Source organism: Cupriavidus sp. 05N39, assembly GCF_056397325.1.
Genome location: NZ_JBFTNE010000134.1, coordinates 1 through 24,517 on the forward strand (window position 1 = coordinate 1; position 24,517 = coordinate 24,517).

The 24,517-nt window shown below is 67.7% G+C and carries 17 protein-coding genes and 1 pseudogene; 11 read left to right on the forward strand and 7 right to left on the reverse strand.

The window, feature by feature from the left end; genetic code table 11:
- Positions 1–6,896: two-partner secretion domain-containing protein (locus AC1DN0_RS36485; RefSeq protein ID WP_477146425.1), on the reverse strand; the 6,896-nt coding region annotated here is incomplete at its 3' end.
- Positions 6,897–7,312: 416 nt separating this feature from the next.
- On the opposite strand from AC1DN0_RS36485, the gene mdtD reads away from it, so the two are divergent.
- A complete protein-coding gene (gene mdtD, locus AC1DN0_RS36490; protein ID WP_441636495.1) occupies positions 7,313–8,767 on the forward strand; it encodes a multidrug transporter subunit MdtD in 1,455 nt (484 codons plus the stop codon).
- A gap of 13 nt (positions 8,768–8,780) precedes the next feature.
- Here the strand turns inward: mdtD and AC1DN0_RS36495 are convergent, their stop codons facing one another.
- Positions 8,781–9,731 (reverse strand): LysR substrate-binding domain-containing protein, encoded by a 951-nt coding sequence (locus AC1DN0_RS36495; RefSeq protein ID WP_441636497.1) that lies wholly within the window; start codon positions 9,729–9,731, stop codon positions 8,781–8,783.
- Positions 9,732–9,825: 94 nt separating this feature from the next.
- On the opposite strand from AC1DN0_RS36495, the gene pcaH reads away from it, so the two are divergent.
- The 5 genes and pseudogenes from pcaH (at position 9,826) to AC1DN0_RS36520 (ending at position 14,512) form a co-directional block, all read left to right on the forward strand.
- Positions 9,826–10,551, forward strand: coding sequence for a protocatechuate 3,4-dioxygenase subunit beta (gene pcaH / locus AC1DN0_RS36500; RefSeq protein WP_441636499.1), 726 nt, complete (start codon positions 9,826–9,828; stop codon positions 10,549–10,551).
- A gap of 3 nt (positions 10,552–10,554) precedes the next feature.
- Complete coding sequence (gene pcaG, locus AC1DN0_RS36505) at positions 10,555–11,133, forward strand: protocatechuate 3,4-dioxygenase subunit alpha (RefSeq protein ID WP_441636500.1); 579 nt, start codon at positions 10,555–10,557, stop codon at positions 11,131–11,133.
- Positions 11,134–11,229: 96 nt separating this feature from the next.
- Positions 11,230–12,312, forward strand: a pseudogene (locus tag AC1DN0_RS36510) (3-carboxy-cis,cis-muconate cycloisomerase); the annotation flags it as partial.
- A 36-nt stretch (positions 12,313–12,348) separates the two neighbouring features.
- Positions 12,349–13,665, forward strand: a complete 1,317-nt coding sequence (pcaDC, locus tag AC1DN0_RS36515) for a bifunctional 3-oxoadipate enol-lactonase/4-carboxymuconolactone decarboxylase PcaDC (protein ID WP_477146426.1) — start codon at positions 12,349–12,351, stop codon at positions 13,663–13,665.
- A 151-nt stretch (positions 13,666–13,816) separates the two neighbouring features.
- A complete protein-coding gene (locus AC1DN0_RS36520) occupies positions 13,817–14,512 on the forward strand; it encodes a hypothetical protein (RefSeq protein ID WP_477102764.1) in 696 nt (231 codons plus the stop codon).
- Here the strand turns inward: AC1DN0_RS36520 and AC1DN0_RS36525 are convergent.
- The 3 genes from AC1DN0_RS36525 to AC1DN0_RS36535 form a co-directional block, all read right to left on the reverse strand.
- Positions 14,455–15,567, reverse strand: a complete 1,113-nt coding sequence (locus AC1DN0_RS36525; protein ID WP_441636184.1) for a 3,4-dihydroxy-2-butanone-4-phosphate synthase — start codon at positions 15,565–15,567, stop codon at positions 14,455–14,457. The genes AC1DN0_RS36520 and AC1DN0_RS36525 overlap by 58 nt on opposite strands.
- The gene (locus AC1DN0_RS36530) at positions 15,564–16,502 is read right to left on the reverse strand and encodes an alpha/beta hydrolase (protein WP_441636186.1); all 939 of its coding nucleotides are present in this window, start codon (positions 16,500–16,502) and stop codon (positions 15,564–15,566) included. The genes AC1DN0_RS36525 and AC1DN0_RS36530 overlap by 4 nt, the downstream gene beginning before the upstream one ends.
- 63 nt (positions 16,503–16,565) lie before the next feature.
- A complete protein-coding gene (locus tag AC1DN0_RS36535; RefSeq protein WP_441636188.1) occupies positions 16,566–17,375 on the reverse strand; it encodes an SDR family NAD(P)-dependent oxidoreductase in 810 nt (269 codons plus the stop codon).
- Between the two features lie 411 nt (positions 17,376–17,786).
- On the opposite strand from AC1DN0_RS36535, the gene AC1DN0_RS36540 reads away from it, so the two are divergent.
- A complete protein-coding gene (locus AC1DN0_RS36540) occupies positions 17,787–18,974 on the forward strand; it encodes a helix-turn-helix transcriptional regulator (RefSeq protein WP_045240854.1) in 1,188 nt (395 codons plus the stop codon).
- A gap of 5 nt (positions 18,975–18,979) precedes the next feature.
- Here AC1DN0_RS36540 and AC1DN0_RS36545 read toward each other — a convergent pair whose 3' ends face one another.
- Complete coding sequence (locus AC1DN0_RS36545; protein ID WP_441636190.1) at positions 18,980–19,339, reverse strand: VOC family protein; 360 nt, start codon at positions 19,337–19,339, stop codon at positions 18,980–18,982.
- Between the two features lie 14 nt (positions 19,340–19,353).
- Positions 19,354–19,521 carry a hypothetical protein gene (locus AC1DN0_RS36550; protein ID WP_441636192.1) on the reverse strand — a complete coding sequence of 56 codons (168 nt, stop codon included), beginning with the start codon at positions 19,519–19,521 and terminating at the stop codon, positions 19,354–19,356.
- Positions 19,522–19,744: 223 nt separating this feature from the next.
- Here AC1DN0_RS36550 and AC1DN0_RS36555 point away from each other — a divergent pair, with 223 nt between their 5' ends.
- From AC1DN0_RS36555 to AC1DN0_RS36570, 4 genes are all read left to right on the forward strand, one after another.
- Entirely contained in the window at positions 19,745–20,896 is a 1,152-nt protein-coding gene (locus AC1DN0_RS36555) for an LLM class flavin-dependent oxidoreductase (protein ID WP_477102759.1), read from the forward strand.
- A 121-nt stretch (positions 20,897–21,017) separates the two neighbouring features.
- A complete protein-coding gene (locus tag AC1DN0_RS36560) occupies positions 21,018–22,211 on the forward strand; it encodes an acyl-CoA dehydrogenase family protein (protein ID WP_441636206.1) in 1,194 nt (397 codons plus the stop codon).
- Between the two features lie 19 nt (positions 22,212–22,230).
- A complete protein-coding gene (locus tag AC1DN0_RS36565) occupies positions 22,231–23,973 on the forward strand; it encodes an FAD-dependent oxidoreductase (RefSeq protein ID WP_441636196.1) in 1,743 nt (580 codons plus the stop codon).
- Between the two features lie 25 nt (positions 23,974–23,998).
- A complete protein-coding gene (locus tag AC1DN0_RS36570) occupies positions 23,999–24,517 on the forward strand; it encodes a flavin reductase family protein (protein ID WP_441636208.1) in 519 nt (172 codons plus the stop codon).

Consider the following 24,517-nt stretch of genomic DNA (forward strand, 5'->3'; position numbering starts at 1 on the left):
GCGGAAGTCGCGCTGTAGTCCGAGTGGTTGGCGATGTCGCTCCAGGTGAGCGTGCCGGTGGTCAGGCTGTTCTTGTCCTTGCCTGCCTCGCTGGCGATCACCGCGCCATGCAGGTCGGTATTGCCCTTGACGGCGATATCGAAACCGTCCTTGCCGGCCTGGATGCCGGACTGCTCGCTGACGTTTTCGTAGCGGCCATTGGCTTTGCCCAGGCTCGCGGAGAGGCTGCCGGTAGCGCCGGCCTGGCTGATGCTGATACCACCCCCCATGCTCTGCTGCCTTGCACGCATCTCCTCGGTGTCCTGGCGGCTGGCGATATTGAGATTGCCGCCTGCACTCCCGGTCACCTTGCCGCCAGCGATCGTGCCGCCGAGGACATTGGTGTCGTTGCCCGACACGAAGGTGACCGACTCGCGGCCATTCACATGGCTGTTGGCTTGCGAGATGCCCTGGCTGTCCGAGTTGCCCTTTGCCTTGGAAGCGGAGGCCGACACGGAGAGGCCGGCTTTGCCCTGGCCAAGGCCATACGACACGCCGACGCCGGCGCTTGTGGACTTGTTGGTGCTGTGGCTCTCGTTGGTGTCGGTGGCCGAGACGAAGTTGATATCGTTTTTGGCTGCCAGCGCCACCTTGTTGGCGTCGATGTTCGAACCGGCGATATTCAGGTTGCCCGCCGTTTGGTTGCCGCTGGCATCCACGCCCGTCGCCACGAAGGCCGCGGTGCCGCCTGCCGTTACGTTGGTGCCGTTGTGGCTGGTGCTGTCCTGGGTGAGGGTCTGCTTGCTCTGGCTGGTGCCAAACGAGAGCGTGACGGCGGCGCCCGCCAGGGGATCGCCCCCAGCCTGCGCCAGTGCGCTGCCGGCATCGGCAACGTCCCGCGCGGCGGCGATCCCCCACAGCGCCGAGGCACGGCCGTCCTGGCTCTTGCCTGCGGAGTTGATCTTGTTGCCGGCGTTGATGGCCGCGCCGATGGCGCCTCCCGACACGCCCAGCGTGAAGCCGCTTTGCCTGACTTCGTGGGTTTCGTCGTGGTGCTGGCGGTTCCGCGCGGCGTCGATGTTCACATCCGCGCCCACGCCCGTGATGTCGCGCCTGGCGATCAGTTCGCTGCCGGTGGCCTTGAGGGTGCTGCCCGCGTTCATGTGGACGCTGCCGTCCGTGCTGCCCACCAGGCTCCCCGCCTGCTGCGTGCCATTGTCGTTGGCGGTGTCTTTCTGGGTGCGCTTGCCGTACGAGAGCCCGGAGCCGGTGGCGCCGAAGCCCGATTTCTTCTCTTCCCTGTAGCTGTAGGCGGACGAGGTGGTCTCGGTGCCGCCAATGGTCAGGTCGCGCCCCGCGCCGAGGTTCACGTCGTGCGTGGCCGCCACGGTGCTGCCGGCTACGGTCAGGTCACGGCCTGCCGCGATGTCCACCGCGTTGCCGGAGAAGGTGCTGCCCAGCGCTTCGGTCCGGCTGTTGGCATCGATGGTATGGGTGGACTTCTTCGACAGGAAGCCGCTTTCCTGGTAGGCGTGCTCGTCATGTACGGAAGTCGATGCCTGGCCGGCCTTGACGTTGATGTCACGCCCCGCGCCCACGGCCAGCGCGCCGTCCGTGCTGACATAGGCGGCGGTGGCATTCACGTCGCGCCCGGCGATCAGGGTCGCGTCCTTGCCCGCCGTGATCTGCGTGCCGATTTCCGCGCTGCGCGATACCGCCGCGTTGTTTTTGGCGTCTTTGTAGAGGCGTTCCGACTCGCTCACCTCGACCGTGCCAAGGTTGATATCGCGGCCCGCCGCAATGCCCAGGCTGTCGGTGGCCTGGATGTTCGCGGCCTTGGTGTTGATGTCGCGCCCGGCCACGAAGGTGGCGCTGTCGGCCGCCACGCTGGAGATGCCGGCGGTCACGGCGCGGCTGCCCGCGAGGTTGCCGCTGCCGCCGGCCCCGGAGGCGGTGGTGGTGGTCAGGTTGATGTCGCGGCCTGCCGTGGCGGCCAGTTGGGCCGCCGCGATACGCCCGGCGAGATTGTTGATGTCCTGCCTGGCGCCCAGCCCCATGGCGTGCGCCGACAGCGTGCCGCTGTTGTGGATATTGGCCGCGTCCATCAGCGTCACGTCGCGGCTGGCGATGGTGCCGGTGTTCTTTACGTCGCCATCGGTCCGAAGCACCGTATTGCGCGCGGCCATCAGGGTGCCGTCACCCTTCAGGTCGCCTTCGCGCACCTTCAGGTAGACCTGCGGCACCAGGGCGCGCTGGGTGGTGCCGTCCGCCAGGGTAATGGTCTTCTCGACCAGCCACACGATGTCGGTGGTCAGCGCGCGCATCTGGTCCGCCGTCAGCTCGGTGCCCACGTTCAGGTGGAACCGCTTGCCGAACTCTGCGCCTGATTGCATCAGCGCCTTGTATTGCGCCTCGTTGTCGGTGTAGTCGCCGACGAAGCGCTGGCCGGTTCCCAGCATCACGGCATCGGCCACCAGGCGGGCTTCATAGTAGCCGTCGCCCAGGCGCTTGAGCACGTGGGTGGGGTCCTGGCCCAATTGCGTGAGCTTGAAATCGCTGGACAGCCACTGGCGCTGGCTGGTGAAGCGCGGGTCGGTCTCGATCAGGTAACGCGCGCCCGGCTCGCCATGCATCTTGAAGAGCGCATTGCCGGGCATCGCCAGCGACGGCGTGACGGTGCGGATGACCTCGCCGCCCAGGCGGCCTCCGGCCTCCGCGCCGCCCGTGGCGAGCGAGATCTGCATGAGCGTAGGCGCGGTGGCGATAGGGCCGGTGCCGGTCTTGTCCGCGACGATCGTGCCAGTGCCGTTCACAACCTGGTGATCCAGCGCCTCGCCCTTGGCGAGCCGGGTCGGAATCTCCAGATGTACCGCCGGCACGCCCATGTTGTCGTAACAGCGGCTGCGCCCGCACGGGCGGGTGTACTGGCTGGTGCCGGTTGTATCCTCCATGCGCGTCGCATCGTACGCAATGTTGTTGACACCGCCGCTGCCTGCGCCAGTCGCCAGCGTGCCGCCAACGAGAATCTGGCTCTTGTCGTTGGTGACCGTGCCAGTGAAGTTGGCGTTGCCGCCTGCCAGGATACGGGCGGGATCGGTGCTGGCGACAACCTCGTCCTGCACGCGTGTGTCACGCCATTCGATGGTCCAGGATTCCACCAGCCGACCCCGATAGTCGTGGTTGAATGCGAGGATCTTGTCATTCAGGGCTTCGTAAAGCGGCTTGCTGGCGGCTTTCGCGGCATTGTAGGCAGCCAGATCGGCCTCGTATTGCCGATGGCAAGCTACTGGCGATCCTTCCAGGCAGGGAGAGGGGACGGGGGGCAGCGCACCGGGCCGGGCCAGCCCGAATTTGTCCCAGATCGGGTCGTCGGGCTTGTAGACAAAATGATCGGCTTCCATGTTGCCATTCGCGTCCGGGGCGTACGCCAGCATTGCCAGGCCCACGGGCCAGCTTGAACCGAACGAGATTGGAATGAACGAGCGTTTCGCGTTCTGTCCCGGTGTGCCATCGGACTGGCGTGCCCAGTCGAACGGGGGGCCAAACACGCTGAAGGGGTACTGGGCCGAGGGCAGGAGCAGGCGCTTGTAGTCGTCGTCGCCAAGGTAGGCCAGGTCGTCACCGTGGCTGGCAACGTGACCGAATATGGCTCCCGATGCAGTCGGCAGCACGATCATCGCGGTGCTTGGGTCGATCTTCTCGGTGCTGCCGTTCAGCCGATAGTAAAACTCATGAACTGTTCCTGTATCGGTGCGCTTGGTGCTGAAGTGGTCGTTGCGATTGGAGAGGGCGGCAACGTTGAGGTTGGCGTCGCCCGCCACGTCGATGACGGCGGAGGCGTTGGTGAGCGCATCTGCCTGGCCGGCCGCCTTGCCGTCGGCATCCAGCGCGCGGCCCACGTTCAGGTCCTGCGACGAATAGATCAGCGCGTGCGCGCGGTTGATGATCTCCGGGGCGCCCAGCTCGATGCCGCCGCTGCGCGAGGCGGTCACGGCCCCCTGGCCGGTGACGGGGTTGATGTCGTTCAGGATCTGCCGGCCGGCGCCGATGGCCACCGAGTCGCCGTAGATGCGGTCGATGTTGGTGACGGTGGTGCCGGCCACGATGCGCACGGCGCCGCCGTCGATGAGGCCCTTGTTGAACACCGCCTGATCGGCGCGGATGCTGTTGGAGACCCGGCCGGACAGCTCGCCTGAGTTGGTGACATTGCGCCCGTGGAAGTTGGCGTCGCGGCCCGCCAGCAGCTTGCCGTCATTGGTGATGTCGCCGGCGGCATTGCCCTGGGCATCTTCGATCAGGACCTTGAGATCCCGCGCCGCGGCCACCGTCCCGGTGTTATGGAAATCGGTTTGCAGGCTAGCGGTGATGTCGCCCGCACTGGATTGCAGCGAGCCATCCCCGGTGAGGCTGTGGCCCCTGATGCCCAGCGCCTGGTTGGCGGCCAGCAGACCATCGGTGTTGGTGGTGGTCCCCACGGTGAGCTGCGCCGTGCCACCCGAGGTGACTTCGCCACCGGTGTTTTCCAATGTCGCGGCATCGGCATCAAGCGAGGCATCGGCGCGCAGCGCGCCCTGGGCATTGTCGATGGCATTGGCGGCCAGCCTGACGTTGCCGCCTTCCAGGCCCTTCGGGGCTGCATCGGTGCCGGAGAGGGTGGCGCGGTTGAGGATGGTGTCCGCCTTCGCGTCCAGGGTGCCACCGGCATGGACGAAGCCCGCCGTGTTGTCGAGCGTACCCGCGATGCGCACCTTTGCATCGCGGTTCGACGCGACCTGGCCGCCAGTGTTGGCGAGGCTGTCGCCGGTCATGCCCAGCGGGCCGCCTGCCACGAACTTGCCGCCGGCGTTGTCAACTGCCGTGCCGGTAACGGTGAGCGCCTCTTGCGCCGACACGATGCCGTCCCGGTTGTCCAGGGCTCCGGTAGTGAGCGTCATCGCGCCGTTGGCTACCGTCAGGCCGCCGTTGCTGTTGTCATAGGCCTGGCCGTGCGTGTCGGCGGCCAGCAGACCGGTTGACTGCACGACGCCGGCCCGGTTGTCGAAGGTACCGGTGCTGGTCTGGATGTTGCCCGCCGCGATCACGCCCGAGGTATTCATCAGCGCCTGCCCGCCCGTATTCGCCGTCAGCGTCCGCACGGCCGAGATCTGGCCATGGTCGTTGATGACGGGGCCGCCCGTCAGGGCGATATCGGTGGCGGAAAGCGCCTTGCCGCCGGTGTTGTCCAGCGCTCCGGTAGCCAGCAGCTTGTCCTGTACCGACCCGATCACGCCGCCGCGGTTGACGATGCCGGCGGCGGCGACGGTGGTGGCGCTGGTCCCGGTGATGGTGCCGCCGGTGTTGTCCACGGCCTGCGCCGCGCCCACGCCGAGCCCGCCGCCGCTGGTGATGGCGCCCCGCTGGTTCAGGATATTCGTGCCCTGGACGGTGCCGCCATTGACGCCCGCGACGATGGCGCCGCCGCGATTGTCCGCCGTGCCGCCGGCTTTGAACTGCACGGCACTGGCTTCCAGCCGTGCGTTCTGGTGGGTGATGTCGCCCGCCGCCGACAGATTGGCGATGTTGTGGGCGATGACATTGCCGTTCGACAGGTCCAGCGTGGGTGCCGACAGGTTGGTGTCCGCGCCGGTCACGATGGTGCCATTGGATTGGATGGCCGCTCGCGCGGCGAGATGGACCGTGCCGGTGCCGGTCACGCGGGCATCGGCATCGACCCCCGCGCCGATGGTGCCGCTGTTGGCGATGCGGTCGGCCTGGGCCACCAGATCGGTGCCGGCGGCCAGCGTGCCGCTGTTGGTCAGTTGTCCCAGCGTGGTTGCGGCAATGGCGCTGCGCGTTGTGATGGTGCCCGCGTTGCTGATGTTGGTACCAGCGACCGAGGCGCGGCCTTCGGCTTGCAGGCGGCCACCTGGCGCGATACGCACGTCGCCGTTGCTGTGCACCACGATGTCGCCCGCGCGGGCCGTGATGCCGCCGCCGAGGTTAAAGCCGACACCGCGCTCCGTGCCGATCAACTTGACGGCCCCGCTGTACATGGAGCTCAGCGCCGAGGCGTCGAGCGCGAACTGCGGGGCGGGGCCGTTGCCAGCCTGCGGGGCGGCATTCAGGGTCTGGTAGTCGACCTGGTTGGCACCCGCGAGCGCATTCAGGTGGCTGGCCCACAGCTCGGCATTGATGTTGATGGAGCGCGCCAGCAGGTCGACCTGTGCCTGCGGGCTGGACAGGCCTTGCCCGCCGATGCCGATGCTGCCCTCCCGCACGTTGAAGCCGGCCAGGCTGCCATCGGCGCTGAACGCCGGACGTCCGGTCGACAGCGTGAAACGGTCCGCGTTGATCGCGCCGCAGCCCGAGCAATACAATCCCGCCGGATTGGCCAGGATCAAATTGGCGCGATTCCCGGCGATTTCTTGCGCGCCAAGCAATTGCGATGGGTTCGGCCGGGTGACCTGGACCACGATGTTGCCGGCGTGGCCGTTGCCAAGCATCATGTTTCCCTGGACCCAGCCCGCAATCTGCGTCTGGCTGTTTGCCCCGCTGTTATTCAGCACCACGCCGGACGGGCCGACGTTGTACTGAATGAAATGACTCACGCTCGTGCCGCCGTTACGATTGGGCGGGGGGATGTTCACGACCGGGACGCCGTTGGCCGCCACTCCCACCACCGGACGCTGTCCCGGCAAACTCTTGTCCACCTGGATCGGCAGGGATTGCGCGTGCGCTGACTGGTCCATCAACACCGGCAAGCCCATCATCGACGCCGTCAACGCTGTGAGCCACAGCACCGGCACAAAGGCGCAGCCTTGGCCAATGCGTTCGGCGTTGCCCGGGCGGCCCTTGCCGCGGCCCGCGGCAGATTCCTGCACTGCCACCAGCATGCCGCGCACGGCATTGAAAACCAGGCGATGAATATTCTTGCTCATGCTGCGTTTCGGGAGAAGTAGGGTGTGCAAGCGCGTTGACGCTTGAGTGAGGCTGGACTACGCCCAGGCCAGACTGACGATACCGAGCCGGTATCCAGATTGAAATCGGACAGGTCCGAAAATGAAGGTGGAAATTTCCGAAAGGTCCGCTGTCGCCGGGAGCCATGCTTGACAGGCGGGCCAGGCTGGCGCAGGCGATCCGGCTTGCACCACGCTTTGGCAAGCGTTAGCTATGGGTGGGGCGCCAGCGGCGGCCGTGTTGCATGGCCAGCGGGAAGCGCCCGGCAGGGAGCACTCCGGCCTGACAGCCTGCCTCGGAATTCGCGCGTGCCAGCATAAAGCTCCGCTACACTGCTACGGTACGCGACCCAGCGGATCTACCCAGCGCACCTGCGTTCCGGGGCACGCCCATCCCGATGCAAGACACGCCTCTTCCCGCCACTGCCAGCGCCGCCGCCACCGATGGCCGTACCCGCAAGATCATGCTGTGGGTGGTCGCCATCGGCTTCTTCATGCAGACGCTGGACTCCACCATCGTCAACACGGCATTGCCGTCGATGGCCAAAAGCCTGGGCGAGAGCCCGCTGCGCATGCAGTCGGTCATCATTGCCTACTCGCTGACCATGGCGGTGATCATCCCGGCCTCCGGCTGGCTGGCCGATCGCTTCGGCACCCGCACCATCTTCCAGACGGCCATCGTGCTGTTTGTCGCCGGCTCGCTGGCCTGCGCCTATTCCGACAGCCTGGCCTTGCTGGTGGTCTCGCGGGTAGTGCAGGGCGTGGGGGGCGCCATGCTGCTGCCGGTGGGGCGGCTGGCGGTGCTGCGCACCTTCCCGCGCGACCAGTACCTGCAGGCGCTCAGCTTCGTGGCCATTCCCGGCATGGTGGGCCCGCTGATCGGGCCGACGCTGGGCGGCTGGCTGACCCAGACCTTTTCCTGGCACTGGATCTTCCTGATCAATGTGCCGGTGGGCTTGCTGGGCGGGCTGGCCACCATGCGCTACATGCCCAACAGCCGGCTGCACGGCGTGGCGCCGTTCGATATCAGCGGCTACCTGCTGCTGGCCATCGCCATGCTGACCCTGTCGTTCTCGCTGGATGGCCTGGCTGAACTTGGCTTTGAGCATGCCACCGTGCTGATGCTGCTGATCGCCAGCATGGCTTCGCTAACGGCGTATGTGCTGCACGCCACGCGCCGCCGCCGGCCGTTGTTCGCGCTGCGGCTGTTTCGCATGCATACCTTCAGCGTGGGCCTGCTGGGCAACCTGTTCGCGCGCATCGGCAATGGCGCCATGCCGTTCCTGATTCCGCTGACGCTGCAGGTCAGCCTGGGGTATTCGCCGTTCCAGGCGGGCATGATGATGCTGCCGATCACGGCGGCGGGCATGGCATCCAAGCGTTTCGCCACGCGCCTGATCGAACGCCACGGCTATCGCAGGGTGCTGGTCGCCAATACGTTCGTGGTGGGACTGGCGATGGCTTCGTTCGCGCTGATCTCGCCCACCCAGCCGCTCGCGTTGGTGCTGGTGCAACTGGCCCTTTTCGGTGCGGTCAATTCGATCCAGTTCACCGCCATGAATACCGTCACGCTGAAGGATCTCGGCACGGCAGGGGCCAGCGGCGGCAATAGCCTGCTGTCGATGGTGCAGATGCTGTCGATGAGCCTGGCGGTGACCTCGGCCGGCGCGTTGCTGGCGACCTTCCAGGGGACCTTCAGCCGGCATGGCGCCACCACCGCGCTGCCGGCGTTCCATGCCACCTTCATCTGCGTGGGGCTGATTACCTCGGCCTCGGCGTGGATCTTCCTGCAGCTATCCCCAGACGTGGTCCGCCCGGCCGGCAAGCGGGTTGAAGACGCGACCGAGATGTGAGGGTCGCACGGGACTATCCCCTGGCCTTCGGCGCCGGCCCGCGCGAACGCGCCGTGGCGCGTTCGCGCAGATCGTGCACAAAGGCTTCGGCGGCCTCGTCGAGTTCGCGGCCGCCCTGGCGCAGCAGCCCGACCGGCTCCTCGCTGCCCTGGCCCGAGATGGGCAGCAGCACCAGCTCGCCGTCCTCCAGCGCCTGGCGCATGGCGCAGCGCGGCGCCAGCCAGACGGCCTCGGACTTCAATGCGGTGAGCTGGCCCAGGTAAGCGTCCGATGTCTCCAGCACGCCGGTCGGCAACACGAAACCGTGCCGTGCCAGCAGGCTTTCCGCGCTGTGGCGCGGCGCCGAACCCTGCGCGGGCACCACCAGCGGGAAGGCCATGACATCGGCCAGGGACGGTGGCGCGGCGGCGAGGGCATGGCCTTTGCGCACCGCCAGCAACAGCGGCTCGGCGCTCAGCATCTCAAACCACAGCCCTTCCATCACCGCCGGATTGTCCATGCGGCCGATCGCGAGATCGAGCATATCGGCCTTCAGCCAGTCAATCAGCGTTCGGTTCATGCCGGTCTGCACCGCCAGGCCGATTTCCGGATGCGTGGCGCGGAATGCCAGCACCGCTTCCTGCAGCAAGTCCGGCACCACGCTGGGCAGGGCGCCCAGCCGGATCTGCCGGCGACCGGCGGCGCCCGGGCCACCGATGCTGTCGGCGGCTTCGTCCAGGTCCTCCAGCACGCGCAAGGCGTGGCGCAGGAAGCGCTGGCCGAGTTCGGTGAGGTCGGTGCCCGAGCGCTTGCGCTCAAGCAAACGTGCGCCCAGCAGCGCTTCCAGCTCGGTCAGGGTCTTGGAAACGGCGGGCTGGCTGAGCCCCAGTTGCTCCCCGGCCTGGCCGAGATGCTGGGTTTGCGCCACTGCGACGAAGCAGTGCAGGTGACGCAGGCGCACACGGCTGCGGAAGGTGCTCTGCATATCGAAAAGTTATGCAAATTGTCTAAAAACTCAATTTACAGGAGATATGACCGCAAATAAAGTAATGAAAATTCCCCACAAGGAGACAACGACCATGGCCGATTCGCCCATCCAGCTGGCCCCGGGGCTGGCGCAATACCGCCGGCATTACTGGGATACCCAACCCGAATACCGCTTCGATCCCTACGCCTCCACGCAATTGCGCTCGCCCAACCAGCCGCTGGTGGCGCTGGGCCAGACGCTGTCCGAAGTCACCGGCCCGCTGTTTGGCGCCGAGTTCGTGCGCCACGGCGACAGCGACCTTACCGCCGGCCATGCCGGCGAAGCCATCGGCGAACGCATCCTCGTGAGCGGCCGCGTGCTCGATGAAAACGGCCGCCCCGTGCCGAACGCGCTGATCGAAGTCTGGCAGGCCAATGCCGCCGGCCGCTACGTGCACAAGCGCGACCAGCACGACGCGCCGCTCGATCCCAATTTCACCGGCGAGGGCCGCGCGGTGACCGATGCCCTGGGCCGCTATCAGTTCAAGACCATCAAGCCGGGCGCCTATCCCTGGCGCAACCACCACAACGCCTGGCGGCCGCAGCATATCCATTTCTCGCTGTTCGGCAACGCTTATGCCACGCGCCTGGTGACGCAGATGTACTTCCCGGGGGATCCGCTGCTGGCTTTCGACCCCATCTTCAACTGCGTGCCCGACGCCAAGGCGCGCGACCGCCTGGTGGCCGCCCTTGACTGGGAAACCACGGCGCCGGAGTACGCGCTCGGCTACCGTTTCGATATCGTGCTGCGTGGCCGCGATGCCACGCCGATGGAGTAAGCCATGTTGTACGCCACCGCATCCCAGACCGTCGGACCCTACCTGCATATCGGCCTGTCCGGCCTTGACTGCGCTGACCTGACCGCCGAGGCCCCCGGGCTGGCGGGAGAGCGCATCGTGATCGAAGGCCGCGTGATCGACGGCAACGGCGATCCCGTGCCCGATGGCATGGTCGAGATCTGGCAGGCCAACCCGGCCGGCCGCTACCGCCATCCCGACGACGCGCGCGACGGCGCCGAGCTGGCGCTGGTGCCCGGCTTCACCGGCTTTGGCCGGCTGCCGACCCAGCCCGACGGCAGCTTCCGCTTTGTCACCGTCAAGCCGGGCCCGGTACCCAGCCCCGGCGGCCAGCCGCAGGCGCCGCACATCGTGGTCTCGCTGTTCATGCGCGGGCTGCTCAAGCATTTGTCCACGCGCCTATACTTCCCGGACGAAACGCAGGCCAACGCGCGCGACTGGGCCTTGTCGCAGGTACCCGCCGAGCGCCGCCACACGCTGGTGGCGCAGCCGGCGGGCGCGGGCAAGCTGCAATGGCAGGTGGTGCTGCAAGGCCAGGACGAAACGGTCTTCTTCGACATCTGACCCGGGCGCGAGCCGCTTGCGCCAGACCGAGCCCCGGCGCCGGACCCGTCATGGTCCGGCGCTGGGGTTTTTCCATGCCGATGCGAACCTGAATCGATGCCCACCTCATCCCGACTGACCGACCCGATGTTCGGCAGCGCCGCCACGCTGGCCGCTTTCTCCGATGCCGGCACGGTCCAGCGCATGCTCGACTTCGAAGCCGCGCTGGCGCACGCCGAAGCCCGCTGCGGCGTGATCCCCGCCGAAGCTGCCGAGGTCATCGCCGTCACCTGCCGCGCCGAGGAGATCGACTTCGACGCGCTGGCCGCCGCTGCCGTGGCAGCCGGCAACCTCGCCATTCCCCTGGTCAGGCAACTTACCGCCCGCGTAGCCGCGCGCGACGAGCAAGCCGCGCGCTACGTGCACTGGGGCGCCACCAGCCAGGACGCGATCGATACCGGCATGGTGCTGCAACTGCGTGAAGCGCTGCAGGCCGTCGATGCCGATCTCAAGGCGCTCGGCCACGCCTGCGCCGCGCTGGCCACGCAGCATCGCGACACGCCGATGGTGGCGCGCACCTGGCTGCAGCACGCGCTGCCCACCACCTTCGGCCTCAAGGCCGCCGGCTGGCTCGACGCGCTGCGGCGCGACCTGCACCGCCTCGGCGCCACGCGCGCGCAGGCCGCCGCGTTGCAGTTCGGCGGTGCCGCCGGCACCCTGGCCAGCCTCGGCGACGCCGCTCCGGCGGTGGCCGCCGAGCTTGGGCGCGCACTCTCGCTGGCAGTCCCGGCCACACCGTGGCACGCATACCGTGACCGCATGGTCGAGGTAGCCACCACGCTCGGCATGCTGACCGGCACGCTCGGCAAGATCGCGCGCGACGTCTCGCTCATGATGCAGACCGAGGTCGCGGAGGTGGCCGAACCCTCCGGCCCCGGGCGCGGCGGCTCCAGCACCATGCCGCACAAGCGCAACCCGGTAGGCTGCGCCGCCGTGCTCACCGCCGCCGTGCGCGTGCCRCCGCTGGTGGCTACCATGCTGGCCGGCATGGTGCAGGAGCACGAACGCGCGCTGGGCGGCTGGCAGGCGGAATGGGATACCTTGCCGCAGATTGTCACGCTGGCCGCGGGCGCGCTGCGGCAGATGCTGGAAGTGGTAAACGGACTGCAGGTGGACGCCGCGCGCATGCGTGCCAACCTCCGGCCAATTACGCCGGGCAGGCGGGGGGATTCGTCGATGCGGTCCTGGCGGCCTGGCGGCAGGAGAGCACTGAGACCCCCCGGAAGCCAGCCGCAGACGCTGAATGAATACACGTACCTGAACACCGAACCGAATTCTCTGGAGATCACCTTGCCCTTCATCACCCACGCCGGCAATCGCCTCTTCTACACGCTGGAAGGCCCAGCATCCGCGCCCGTCCTGATCTTCTCCAACTCGCTAGGTACTGACCACACGATGTGGGCGCCGCAGGCCGAAGCACTGGGCCAGCAGTTCCGCATCCTGCGCTACGACACCCGCGGCCACGGTCAGTCCGCATTGCCGCCGGGCCCGAGCAGCGTGGCGGAACTGGGCAGCGATGTCATCGCGCTGATGGACGCCTTGCAGATCCGGAAGGCAGCCTTCTGCGGCTTGTCGATGGGTGGCCTGACCGGCATGTGGCTGGGCGTGAACGCGCCGCAGCGCTTCTCCCGCATTGTGCTGGCCAACACCGCGCCAAAGATCGGCACCCCCGAGGCGTGGAACACGCGCATTGAAGGCGTGTTGCGCGACGGCATGGCGCCGCTGGTGGAGGGCTCGCTGCAACGCTGGTTCACGCCTTCCTTCGTCAGCGCCGCCGGCAATCGGCTGGATGACCTGCGCAAGGTGCTGACCGGCCTGGATGCGCGTGGGTATGCCGCCAACTGCGCGGCGGTGCGCGACGCCGATCTGCGCGAAGCGGTCAGGACCATTCCGGTGCCGGTGCTGGTGATTGCCGGTAGTTCCGATCCGTCTACCACGGCGGCGGAAGGGCGCGCGCTGGCCGATGCCATTCCGGGTGCACGCTATCTCGAACTGGAGGCGGCGCATCTGTCCAACCGCGAGCAGCCGGAGCGTTTTACCGAGGCGTTGCTGGACTTCCTGGGTGACGATGCGCAGCAGGACGCGAACCGTCCGGCCAACGATGGCGAGCGCTATCAGGCTGGCCTGGTCGTGCGGCGGGAGGTGTTGGGCAGTGCGCATGTGGATCGTTCGCTGGCCCGGCTGAACTCGCTTAACGATGAGTTTCAGAATCTGATTACGCGTTATGCATGGGGTGAGATCTGGACGCGTGAAGGGTTGCCGCGGCATACGCGGAGCCTGATCACCATTGCGATGATGGTGGCGCTTAACCGCAATGAAGAACTGAAGTTGCATCTGCGCGCCGCGGCGAACAACGATGTCAGCCGCGACGAGATCAAGGAGGTGCTGCTGCAGACTGCTATTTATTGCGGGGTGCCGGCGGCTAACTCGGCCTTTCATATGGCAGAGGAGGTGTTTGCCGCGGTGGATGCGGAGGCTTTGAAGGGTTCGTAAGCGGTGAGGGCTGTTTGCGGCTTTGTTTGGGCGGTGATGGTTTTTGCACCCAATAGCCGTACGACAGTCCCACTGTTGGGGTGCTCGGTGTCTTTTTGAGCGGCGTTGGCATCTTGCACCCAAGTGCGTACGACATCCCCCGCAGGGGGACGTGTCGTACGCACTTGGGTGCAACAACCATCGCCGCCCAAACAAACCGCAAAAAGCCCTACAACCTCTCCTGCCCAATAACCACCACATCCAACTCGATACCCATGGCCGCCAACATAAATTGGAACGCCGACACCGTATGCACCGGGCTTTCAGTAACGGCACAAGCGACCTGGCCAGTGCCGCAGCGCCGCTGCCCGCGCTCAAGGCGCTGGATGGCGGCGGCCGCGTGATCCATTGCGGCAGTTTCAACAAGAGCCTCTATGCCTCGCTGCGGATCGGCTATATGGTGATGCCCGACGCGCTGCGGCCGGCCCTGCGCCACCTGCGCGTCTCACGGAACGTGTACCTGCGCCGCCGCGACATCGTGCTGGCGGAGCTGCGGGCGGCTCTGGGCGAGCGCCTGCGCGTCAGCGGGGAACACGCCGGGTTTCACTTCGTGCTGTGGCTGCCGGACGGCATCAGCGAGCACGATGTGGTGCAAGCCCGCGCCGGCGCGAACCTGACGCTGCAGAGCCTGGGCGAGTTTTGCCGGGAGCGGGCAATGCCGCCGGCGCTGGTGATCGGTTACGCCGCGGCGCAGGACGATGTGCTGCGCGACGCGGCGAAACGGCTGGCGCAGGAGATTGCCGCACTGGCTCAGGCCGGCGGCACGAACTCGGTGACCTCCAGCTCGAATCCCGCGATATTGCGATAGGGCACCGGCTGGCTCAGCAGCCGCAGCTTGCGCGCACCCTGGTCTCGCAGGATCTGCGCCCCCACGCCAAGCGCACGCTGCGCGAACGATGGCGGCGCGGGCCGTCCCCTGGCTTGGCCCAGGCGCGAGACCTCTTGGAGTAGCTGGTGAGGCGGCTCGCGCTCGGCCAGCAAGACCAGGATGCCGCAGCCCTCCGTGCCGATGCGCGCCAGCGAACGTGCCAGGTTCCAGCCCGGCGCGGGCGCCGCCTGAGTTTGCGCCGGTTCGAACGCGAGCACATCGCGCAAGGTCTCCACGGTCTGCACGCGCGTCAGCACCGGCTTGCCCGGCTCCGGCCGGCCAAGCACCAGCGCCAGGTGCACGGCGTCGATGGGCTCGTCGTAGTACGCATGCACCGCGAACTCGCCGTAGGGCGTGGCCAGCCGGCCGCTCTGGCTGCGGCGCAGCGCACCCTCCACCAGCAGGCGGTGATGGATCAGGTCGCTGATGGCGCAGATCATCAGGCCGTGCGCACTGGCGAAGTCCGGCAAGGCGGTGCCGCGCAGCAACTCGCCGGCGTCGTCCAGCAACATCGTGTAGGCGCCCGCGGCCTCGCGCCCGGCCAGTCTGGGCAAATCCGAGCAGGCTTCGGCGAAGCCGGCGCGGCGCAGCACGCCGTCAGGCTGCGCCACGATGGGAAAGACGTGGCCCGGCTGGACCAGGTGGCCTGTCCTGGCATGCGCGGCGCTGGCCACGCGCATCGTCAGCGCGCGGTCGGCGGCGGAGATGCCGGTGGAGACGCCATCCACCGCTTCGATCGATACGGTGAACGGCTCGCGCTGCCTGCCGCCGACCGCCATCATCGGCAAGCTCAACTGCCGCCGCCTGGATTCGGTGATGGCCAGGCAGACCAGGCCGCGCGCGTGCGCCGCCATGAAGTTGACGTCGGCCTCGCTGATCTTGTCCGCCGCGACCAGCACGCAGCCGCTGGCTTCCGCGGTGTCGTCCTCGATGACCACGACCCGCTGGCCGGTGGCGATGGCGCGCAGCACGTCGCCGATCGGTGCGGGCCTCATGCCGCCTCCCGCGCATCGGCAAAGGCGGCGCGCAAGGCGGACGCCGCCAGGTCGAGCGCCGCGTCGGCCGCGTCCAGCAAGCCCTGCATGCTCATGAAGCCATGAATCTGCCCGGGCCAGCAGTGCAGGGCGCTGTCCACGCCGGCGCGTTGCATGGCGGCGGCGTAGGCCTCGCCCTGATCGCGCAGGGGGTCGAATTCGGCCGTGATGATGGTGGCCGGCGCCACGCCCGCCAGTTCGCGCTGGCGCAGCGGGCTGGCCCGCACATCGGCGGCATGGCGCGGGTCGGGGAGATAGTGGCGGGCATACCAGCGCAGCATGTCCCCGGTCAGGAAGCAGCCTTGCGCGAAGGTGCGCCAGCTGCCGGATTCGTCCGCGCAATCCAGGTAAGGGTACAGCAGCAACTGGTGGCGCAGCGCCACGCTGCCACGCAGTTGCTGGCATGCAACCGCGGCCAGGTTGCCGCCGGCGCTGTCGCCGGCGACAGCCATCCTGTCCGGCAGTGCGCCCAGTTCGGCGGCGTGTGCCGCGCTCCAGCGCAGCGCCGCGCAGGCATCGTCGGCAGCCGCGGGAAAGCGTGCCTCCGGCGCCAGCCGGTAGCCRACCGACAGCACCAGGGTCTGCGCGCGATTCGCCAGCGAGCGGCAGATATTGTGGTGCGTTTCGATCCCGCAGGTGACGAAGCCGCCACCGTGGAAGAACACCGTGAGCGGCCAGGGGCCATTGCCAGGCGGGCGGTAGAGGCGGGCAGGCAAGGGGCCGGCGGCGCCGGCCACGCTCAGTTCGCGTTCTTCCGCGACCGCATCCCCCGGCGCGAACGCGGGGTGCGCGGCCAGCACGGCGCGGTAGGCGTCTGGCGTGATGGTGGTGAAGTCGAGTGGCGGGAACTGCGCCATGGCGTCGAGCAGGGCGCGGACTTGCGGGTCGAATTGCATTGGTTTTTCCTTATGCTGAAGGAAGTGCAGGGGGGGAGAGGGTGCGGCAAAGGCAGGCGAGGCTCAGAAAGCGAAGGCCGGCGCCTTGCCGCTGGCGATGCCGTTCGCGCGCGCTTGCGCGGCGGCGGCGGCTTCGGCGTGCGGCAGGATCCAGAAATCTCCGGCGGCCACGCCGTCGAGGATGTGCCGGGCCATGGTTGCCGCTGGCATGCCCTGCGCGATGCTCGCCTGTAGCGCCTGGTTCATGCCGCCGACGCCGCTCTGCGCGCCGGCCGGCAGGTCGAGCGCGATGCCGGTGGCCACCGGCCCCGGGCATGCCACCGACACCTTGAGCGGCATGCCCGCCGCCTGCAGTTCCATCGCCAGCCCTTCGCTCAACGCCACCACGCCCTGCTTGGACACGGTATAGGGCGCAAGCCAGGGGCCCACGGCAAGACCTGCCATCGAGGCGATGTTGACGATATGCCCGCTGCCTTGCACCGCCATGCGAGGCACAAAGACGCGCAAGCTGTGGATTACGCTCCACAGGTTGACGTTCAGCACACGCTCGAACACGGCGGCATCCAGCTCCCAGCAGGCGCCGGTCGCCAGCACGCCGGCATTGTTGAAGAGCAGGTCGACCCGGCCCAGCAGTTCGAAACTGCGCGCGCAGAGCTGCTCGACCTGGGCAGCCTGTGCCACATCGGTTGGCAGTATCGCTATCGTTTGCCGGTGGTGCGTCAGTTCGCCGTGCACGCGCAGCAGCGCGTCGGCACCCTTGTCCGCCAGCACCAGCGCCACACCCTGCGCGGCGAGCGCGTGGGCCAGGGCCCGGCCTATGCCGCCGCCGGCGCCTGTGATCACTGCGGTCTTTCCGGTCTCGTTTGCCGCCATGGCGGGTCTCCTGGCGAAGTGGTTGGAATGGATGGCGCGCGGGATTGCGTCCGCCCATTTCTACCTGCCGGGCGTGGCCCTCGCATCGTCTGTTTGAGTGAGGTGTCAGGCGCCAGCGAGGCTCAGGGATTGCCCCGAGAGGGGAGTTGCCTAGTCCGTTTGCGGTATGTGAGCGCCCGGCAGGAGGGTAAGGTCTGGCCTATCCGCAGCGGCGAAGCGGGTGCGAAAGCAAGCACCTGCCTCGCCGACAGCGGCCTCATACGGCGCGCCGATAGGTGCAAACCATGATGCGCAATCCTGCCACCGGTGCCGTGGCAATCCATATAATCGGGAACCGCCGGGGGGGCGCACCGCCCTTGTCATGGCAAACGCCGGCCGCAGAGCCAGGCGTGGATAACGGAGACAAGAGGTATGTTGATGGAGGCAAGCCACAGCCAGGAAGCGGCGCTTTGCTACGCGCCGGTGGCGCTCTCGCTGGCGGATCTCAGCACGCTGCTTGGCAAGATCTACCAGGGGGCCATGGAGCAGGTGCCATGGAGCAAGGCGCTGGAACTCATCCGCACCCACCTGCATGCGAACTACGTCACGCTGATCCTGCGCTCGCCGGCAAGCGACCGGGCGGGCCTGATGGTGCACGCCAGCGAGGAAGGCGGCAACACCTTGCCCGGCGAGACGATGTACAACAACTACTACTACGCGATGGATCCCTTCGTCGACCTGCCCGCCGACCGGGTGGTGACGATCGACGAGCAGATTGGCACCGTCGCGTGGTGCAACAGCGACCTGTACCGGGAGTTCCTAAAGCCGCTAGGCGTCCGCTATATGATGGGCGCGGACATCCGCACCGACGATGGCGTGGAATGCCGCCTCCGTGTCTGCCGCAACGTCGACGCGCCGGACTTCTCGGAAGCGGACAAAGCCATATGCGCGGTGCTGCTGCCGCACCTGCGGCGCGCGGTCGATCTGCACTCGCGCATGGATGTGGTGGAGTCGGAGCGCACCCTGTACGCCAGCGCCATCGACCGCATGCTGGTCGGCATGGCGATACTCGATGAGACCGGTGCCATCATGCGGACCAATTCGGCCGCGGACGAGATCCTTGCCGACAAGGACGGCATCCGTATTGCCAGGGGCTCGCTGGATGTCGAGTACGCGCAGGAGAACCGCCAGTTCCAGCGCCTGCTGCGCCAGGCCATCATGGGCCATATCGGCACCGCGCCGGCGGTGATGGAGGCGATGTCGATCACGCGGCCTTCGGGCAACGCGAAGCTGGGAGTGCTGATCCGCACGATTCCGCTGAGCGAGTGGTCGGAAGACAATAAGCGCCGGCCTTCGTGCGTGATTTTCATTCGCGACCCGGAGCGCAAGTCGCAGGCTTCGCACGAGGTGGTGCGCAAGCTGTTCGATTTCACGCCGGCGGAAACCCAGCTTGCGCTGCAGCTGGCCAACGGCCTCGCGCTGGAAGAAGCGGCCGAGGAGCTCGGCATCAGCAAGAACACGGCGCGCGCCCACCTGCGCGCCATCTTCTCCAAGACCGGCGTGACCCGGCAGGCCACGCTGGTGCGCATGCTGCTCAGCAGCGTGGTGGCGCTCGGCTGAGCGCGCTAGCTCGCCGGCCTGGCGGGCTTGGCGCTGACCACCAGCGGGAATCCCTGCGGCGTGGTCAGTACCGCGCGCAACTCGTGCGGGCCGCTGGCGAGCGGCTGCGCGATCCGCGCGCCGCCCGCCAGCAGGCGCTCGATCGCCGCCGCGATATCCTCGCCGGCTTCCAGCCGGAATGCCAGCGCGGGCTGGGAGACCATCCGCTCCTCGCCGGCCACCAGCGCTACCGTGATGGGGCCGGCGTCCAGCGCGCAATAGCGCCCGCCATCGCGAAACTTCACCGCCAGGCCCAGGCCCTGCTCGAAGAACGGCAGGGCGGCATCGATATCGTCCACCGGGTAAAGCAAGAGGTTGGATTGCATGCTGTCGCTCCTTGTCAGCGGGCGGACGCCGCCTGGCGGCACACGGCACAGATATTGAGCGATTGATCACCGTCGTCGTCGGACAGCAGGATGTCGAGCGCGCGGGCGGGTGCGGCGGTGCCTGTCGGCAGGGCGGCCAGCAGCGTCTGGCGACGCGGAGGAGTCGGCGGAGGAATCTTCATGACGGCGTATCCATGTGCAGGTGGTGAGTGGTCCTGGACATGATAGGGACACGGTGCCGCCGCGCATAATCCAATCAGACGATGCCGCACTTTCCCCGGCCGCACACACTGCAGTCACGCAGGCCAGCAATGACGGTGCCGGCGATGGCGCCGCCCGCCACGACAACGCGGCGGCGCTCCCGGCCGATGGCCTGAAAACCAAATGTAAAGGAAGGGGACTGCAATGCGATTCTCGCTGATCTACGAAGCGCAGACTGTCGACGCGTCGCGCGCCGGCGACCACAAGGTGTTCGACGAAATCATGGAGCAGGTGGAACTCGCCGAGGACATGGGTTTCGATGTCGTCTGGGCGGTGGAGCACACGGCGCTGACCAACTACGCGCACATGAGCGCGCCGGAGACCTTCCTGGCCTTCGTGGCCGGGCGCACGCGCCGCATCGGCATCGGCCACGGCGTGGTCTGCCTGCCGCCGGCGATGAACCATCCGGTCAAGGTAGCCGAGCGCGTGGCCACGCTCGACATTCTCTCCGGCGGGCGCGTGCATTTTGGCGTGGGTAAGGGCGGTACGCAGCAGGAGGCGGGCACCTTTGGCTACGACCTCGAAACCCTGCACCCGATGATCGACGAGGCGATGTACCTGATCCCGAAGATCCTTACCCAGGACGAGATCGAGCACGATGGCGAATTCATCAAGATTCCGCGCCGCCCCATCCATCCCAAGCCACGCCAGGACCCRCACCCGCTGATGTATCTGGCCTGCACCAACGCCGATACGCTCAAGCGTGCCGGCGCGCGCGGCATGGGTGCGCTGGTGCTCGGCTTTGGCGGCCCGGAAGACGTGGCGAAGAAGAATGCTATCTATCGCGAAGCCTACGAGACGCGCCAGGCGAAGGACCAGGTTGGTTTCCGTCCTCACCAGCATCTTGCCGCCCTGTGTCCGACCATCGTGCTGGAAGACGGCGTGGCGGCGCGCAAGATCGGCATCAAGGGACAGCGTTACTTCATGGAGTCGCTGGGGTACTGGTATGCCGGCGGCGAGCGCCCCAATCCCGAAGGCTGGGATGTGGAGAACATCACCGAGCAGGACGCGCAAGGCAAGGCCGTGATCAAGACCAGCTTCGCCTCGGAGAAGGTCACGGTGGATTTCAGCGATCCGTCGATGATGATGCTCAACCCCAACCATGCCTACGGCACGGTGGAGGACTGCATCGGCTATGTGCAGCGCCTGATCGACGCCGGGGCCGACGAGATCCTGTTCATCTGCCAGATGGGCACGGTGCCGCAATGGGCCCAGCTCGAAACCATCCGCAATATCGGCGAGCACGTGATCCCGCACTTCCGCGCCCAGGGCCGCAAGCTGCGCGCGCTCGCCTGAGCGAGCCATCGGACCATCGCTGCTGCGCGACTAGTCTCCTCGGACGATGGCGCGGGGCAGCGGCGATGCCAGCATGAAGGCACGACAAGACCGGCCCGGTGGCCGGCAAGAGGAGATGGCGGTGCATCGAGACAACTACCCCGAAGGACTGGCGGCCGAACTGATCGGCCGCGCGCACGAAATGATCCCGGTGCTGGCGCAGCGCGCCGGCCAGGCCGAGGCGCAATCGCGCATCCCGGCCGAAACCGTGGCCGACATGCAGGCCGCGGGCTTCTTCAAGGTTCTGCAGCCGCGCCGCTATGGCGGGCATGAGCTGGACCCGCAGACCTTCTTCGACATCCAGATGGCCCTGGCCAAGGGCTGCATGTCCACCGCCTGGGTCTATGGCGTGGTGGGCGTGCACAACTGGCAGCTCGCCTTGTTCGACGGCAAGGCCCAGCAGGACGTCTGGGGCGCGGACAACGCCACCCTGATCGCTTCGACCTATATGCCGGTGGGCAAGGTGGTGCCGGTGGACGGCGGCTTCCGCTTCTCCGGGCACTGGAAGTTCTCCAGCGGCAGCGAGCTGTGCGACTGGATCTTCCTTGGCGGCCTGGTGCCGCCGCAGCAGGCCGGCGCGGCGCCCGAGTACCGCACTTTCCTGCTGCCGCGCAGCGACTACACCATCGTGCGCAACTGGGATGTGCTGGGCCTGCGCGCCACCGGCAGCCACGACATCGTGGTGGACGACGTGTTCGTGCCGGCATACCGCACCCACAGCGCCGTCGACGGCGCCATGGGCACCAGCCCGGGCCTGTCCCTCAACCAGGCGCCGCTGTACCAGTTGCCGTTCGCCCAGATCTTCGTGCGTGCCGTCTGCACGGCCTGCATCGGCGCGCTGGAAGGCGGGCTCGACGATTTCATCGCCTATGCCGATGGCCGGGTCAGCGCCAACAGCGGCGGCAGGACGGCCGAGGACGGCGGCGCGCAACTCGCCTGCGCCAACGCGGCGGCCGGCATCGATGAGATGCGTACCATCCTGCGCCGCAATTTCGACGAGCTGATGGCCACGGCGCACCGGGGCGAGCAGCTCGATACGGCGCGCCGCCTGCATTTCCGCTACCAGTCGTCACAGGTCGCCCAGCGGTGCGCGCAACTCGCCGACAGCCTGCTGCGCTACGCCGGCGGCAACGGTATCTACGTCACCAATCCGCTGGTACGCCGCTTCCTCGACCTGCATGCGGCGCGTGCCCACTACGCCAACAACCTGGATCGCTTCGGCCAGAACCTGGGCGGCGTGATGATGGGCCGCGCCAACACCGATTTCTTTATCTGAGGCCGGCGTGGAGCGGAACATGAACCAGGGCACAGGGCAGGCAGGCGGCACCGCGGTGTTTGATGTAGTGGTGGTCGGCTCAGGAGCGGGCGGCATGCTGGCCGCCTGCCGCGCGGCGGATCGCGGCCTGTCCGTGGTGGTGCTGGAGAAGAGCGGCCTGTATGGTGGCACCTCGGCGGTCTCGGGCGGCGGGATCTGGATCCCGCTCAACCACCATATCGAAGAAGCGGGCGGCAGCGACAGCTACAACGCCGCGCTTACCTATCTTGAAGCGTGCACCGAAGGCCGCTCCACGCCCGCCAAGCTGCGCGCGTACCTCGAGCACGGTCCGCGCATGCTTAGCTACCTGGAGCAGCGCACCGCGGTGCGTTACTACTCGCTGCCGCGCTACGCCGACTACTTCCAGCGCTTGCCGGGCGCGCTGCCCGGATATCGCGCGCTGGATCCGATGCCGTTCGACGGCGCGCAGCTGGGCGAGGAGTTCGCGCGGCTGCGGCCGCCTTCGCCGGGGACGCTGGTGGCGGGCCGGGTGGCGGTGACCTCCGCCGAGGCCCACGCCATGCTGAGCAAGAGCCGGGGCTGGCTGGGCGTGGCGGCCCGGCAGTTCGGGCGCTATTGGCTGGATCTCGGCTGGCGCCGCCGCACCGCGCGCGACCGCCGGCTCACGCTCGGCAACAGCCTGGTGGGCGGCTTGCGCCACGCCATGATGAAGCGCGGCATCCCGCTGTGGCTCGATACCGCGCTGGAAGACCTGCTGGTGGAGGAGCACGGTGGCGCGGCGCGCGTCACCGGCGTGCTGGCGCGGCGCAATGGCGCGCAGGTACGCATCGAAGCCCGGCGCGGCGTGATCCTGGCCGCGGGCGGCTTCGAGCGGAACCAGGCCATGCGCGAGCAATACCTGCCGCATCCCAGCCGGGCAGAGTGGAGCGCCACGCCGCCGCACAACACCGGCGACGGGATCCAGGCCGCGCAGCGCGCGGGCGCGGCGCTGGAGCTGATGTCGCATGTATGGGGCGCGCCAACGGTGAAGGTCGGCGGCGAGGAAAAGCAGCGCGCGATCTTTGTCGAGCGCGCCTTGCCCGGCTGCATCGTCGTCAACGGGCAGGGCAGGCGCTTCGTCAACGAGGCCGCGCCGTACTCCGAGTTCGTGCCCGCGATGTACCGCGACCACGAGCGGACGGGCTGCAGCGTGCCGGCGTGGCTGGTGTTCGATGCCACCTTCCGCCGCAAGTATCCCTGCGGGCCGATCCTGCCCGGCTCGGTCATGCCGGACCGCCGCATCCCGGCCCCCTTCGCGGACGTCCTGCTGCGCGCCGATTCGCTCGACGCGCTGGCGCGGCTCGCCGGCATCGACCCGGGCGGCCTGGCGCACACCGTCGAGCGCATGAACGGCTTTGCGGCGAGAGGCGTGGATGAGGACTTCGGCAAGGGCGACAACGTCTTCGATACCTACTACGGCGACACCCAGGTCCGTCCCAATCCGTGCCTGGCGCCGATCGGCCGCGCGCCGTTCTACGCGGTGCGCATCGACGCTGGCGATATTGGCACCAAGGGCGGGCTGGCGACCGATGCCAGCGCCCGCGTGCTGCGCGAGGACGGCTCGCCCATCGACGGGCTGTTCGCCATCGGCAATACCAGCGCCTCGATGATGGGCGCCAGCTATCCGGGCGCGGGCTCCACCATCGGGCCGGCCATGACCTTCGGCCTGATCGCCGCCGATGTGCTGGCGGGCGGGGCGGCCGGGCAGGGCCAAGCGGACTAATACCATCACACAGGCAGGAGGCATGATGAACCAGACTATTTCCCCGTCGCTGCGCGACGATATGCTGATGGCAATGCGCCGCATGGCGCGCTCGGTTGCGGTGGTCAGTTGCCGCGAGGGCGAGCGCCGCTATTCGATGTCGGTCACCGCGGTCGATTCGCTGTCCGCGGACCCGCCTTCGCTGCTGATCTGCATCCATCGCAATGCCTCGATCTACCCGGCCCTCAATGCCGGGGTGGATTTCTGCGTCAACCTGCTGGCGGCCGATCATCGCGACATTGCTGTCGATTGCAGTGGCCGGCTCAAGGGCGAGGACCGCTTTACCACGGGYCAGTGGGAGGCCGACCCGCTGGGCGTGCCTTTCCTGCGGGATGCTCAGGCAAACCTGATCTGCGAGCAGGACGGCCGTTTCGACTACGGCACCCACGCCGTCTTTATCGGCCGCCTGCGCGAAGTCCGGCTGGCCGGCGACGTGGCGCCGCTGGTCTATGTGGACGGCGCCTACTCCACCTCGGCGCCGCTGGCCAGCCTGCGGGCGGCGTGA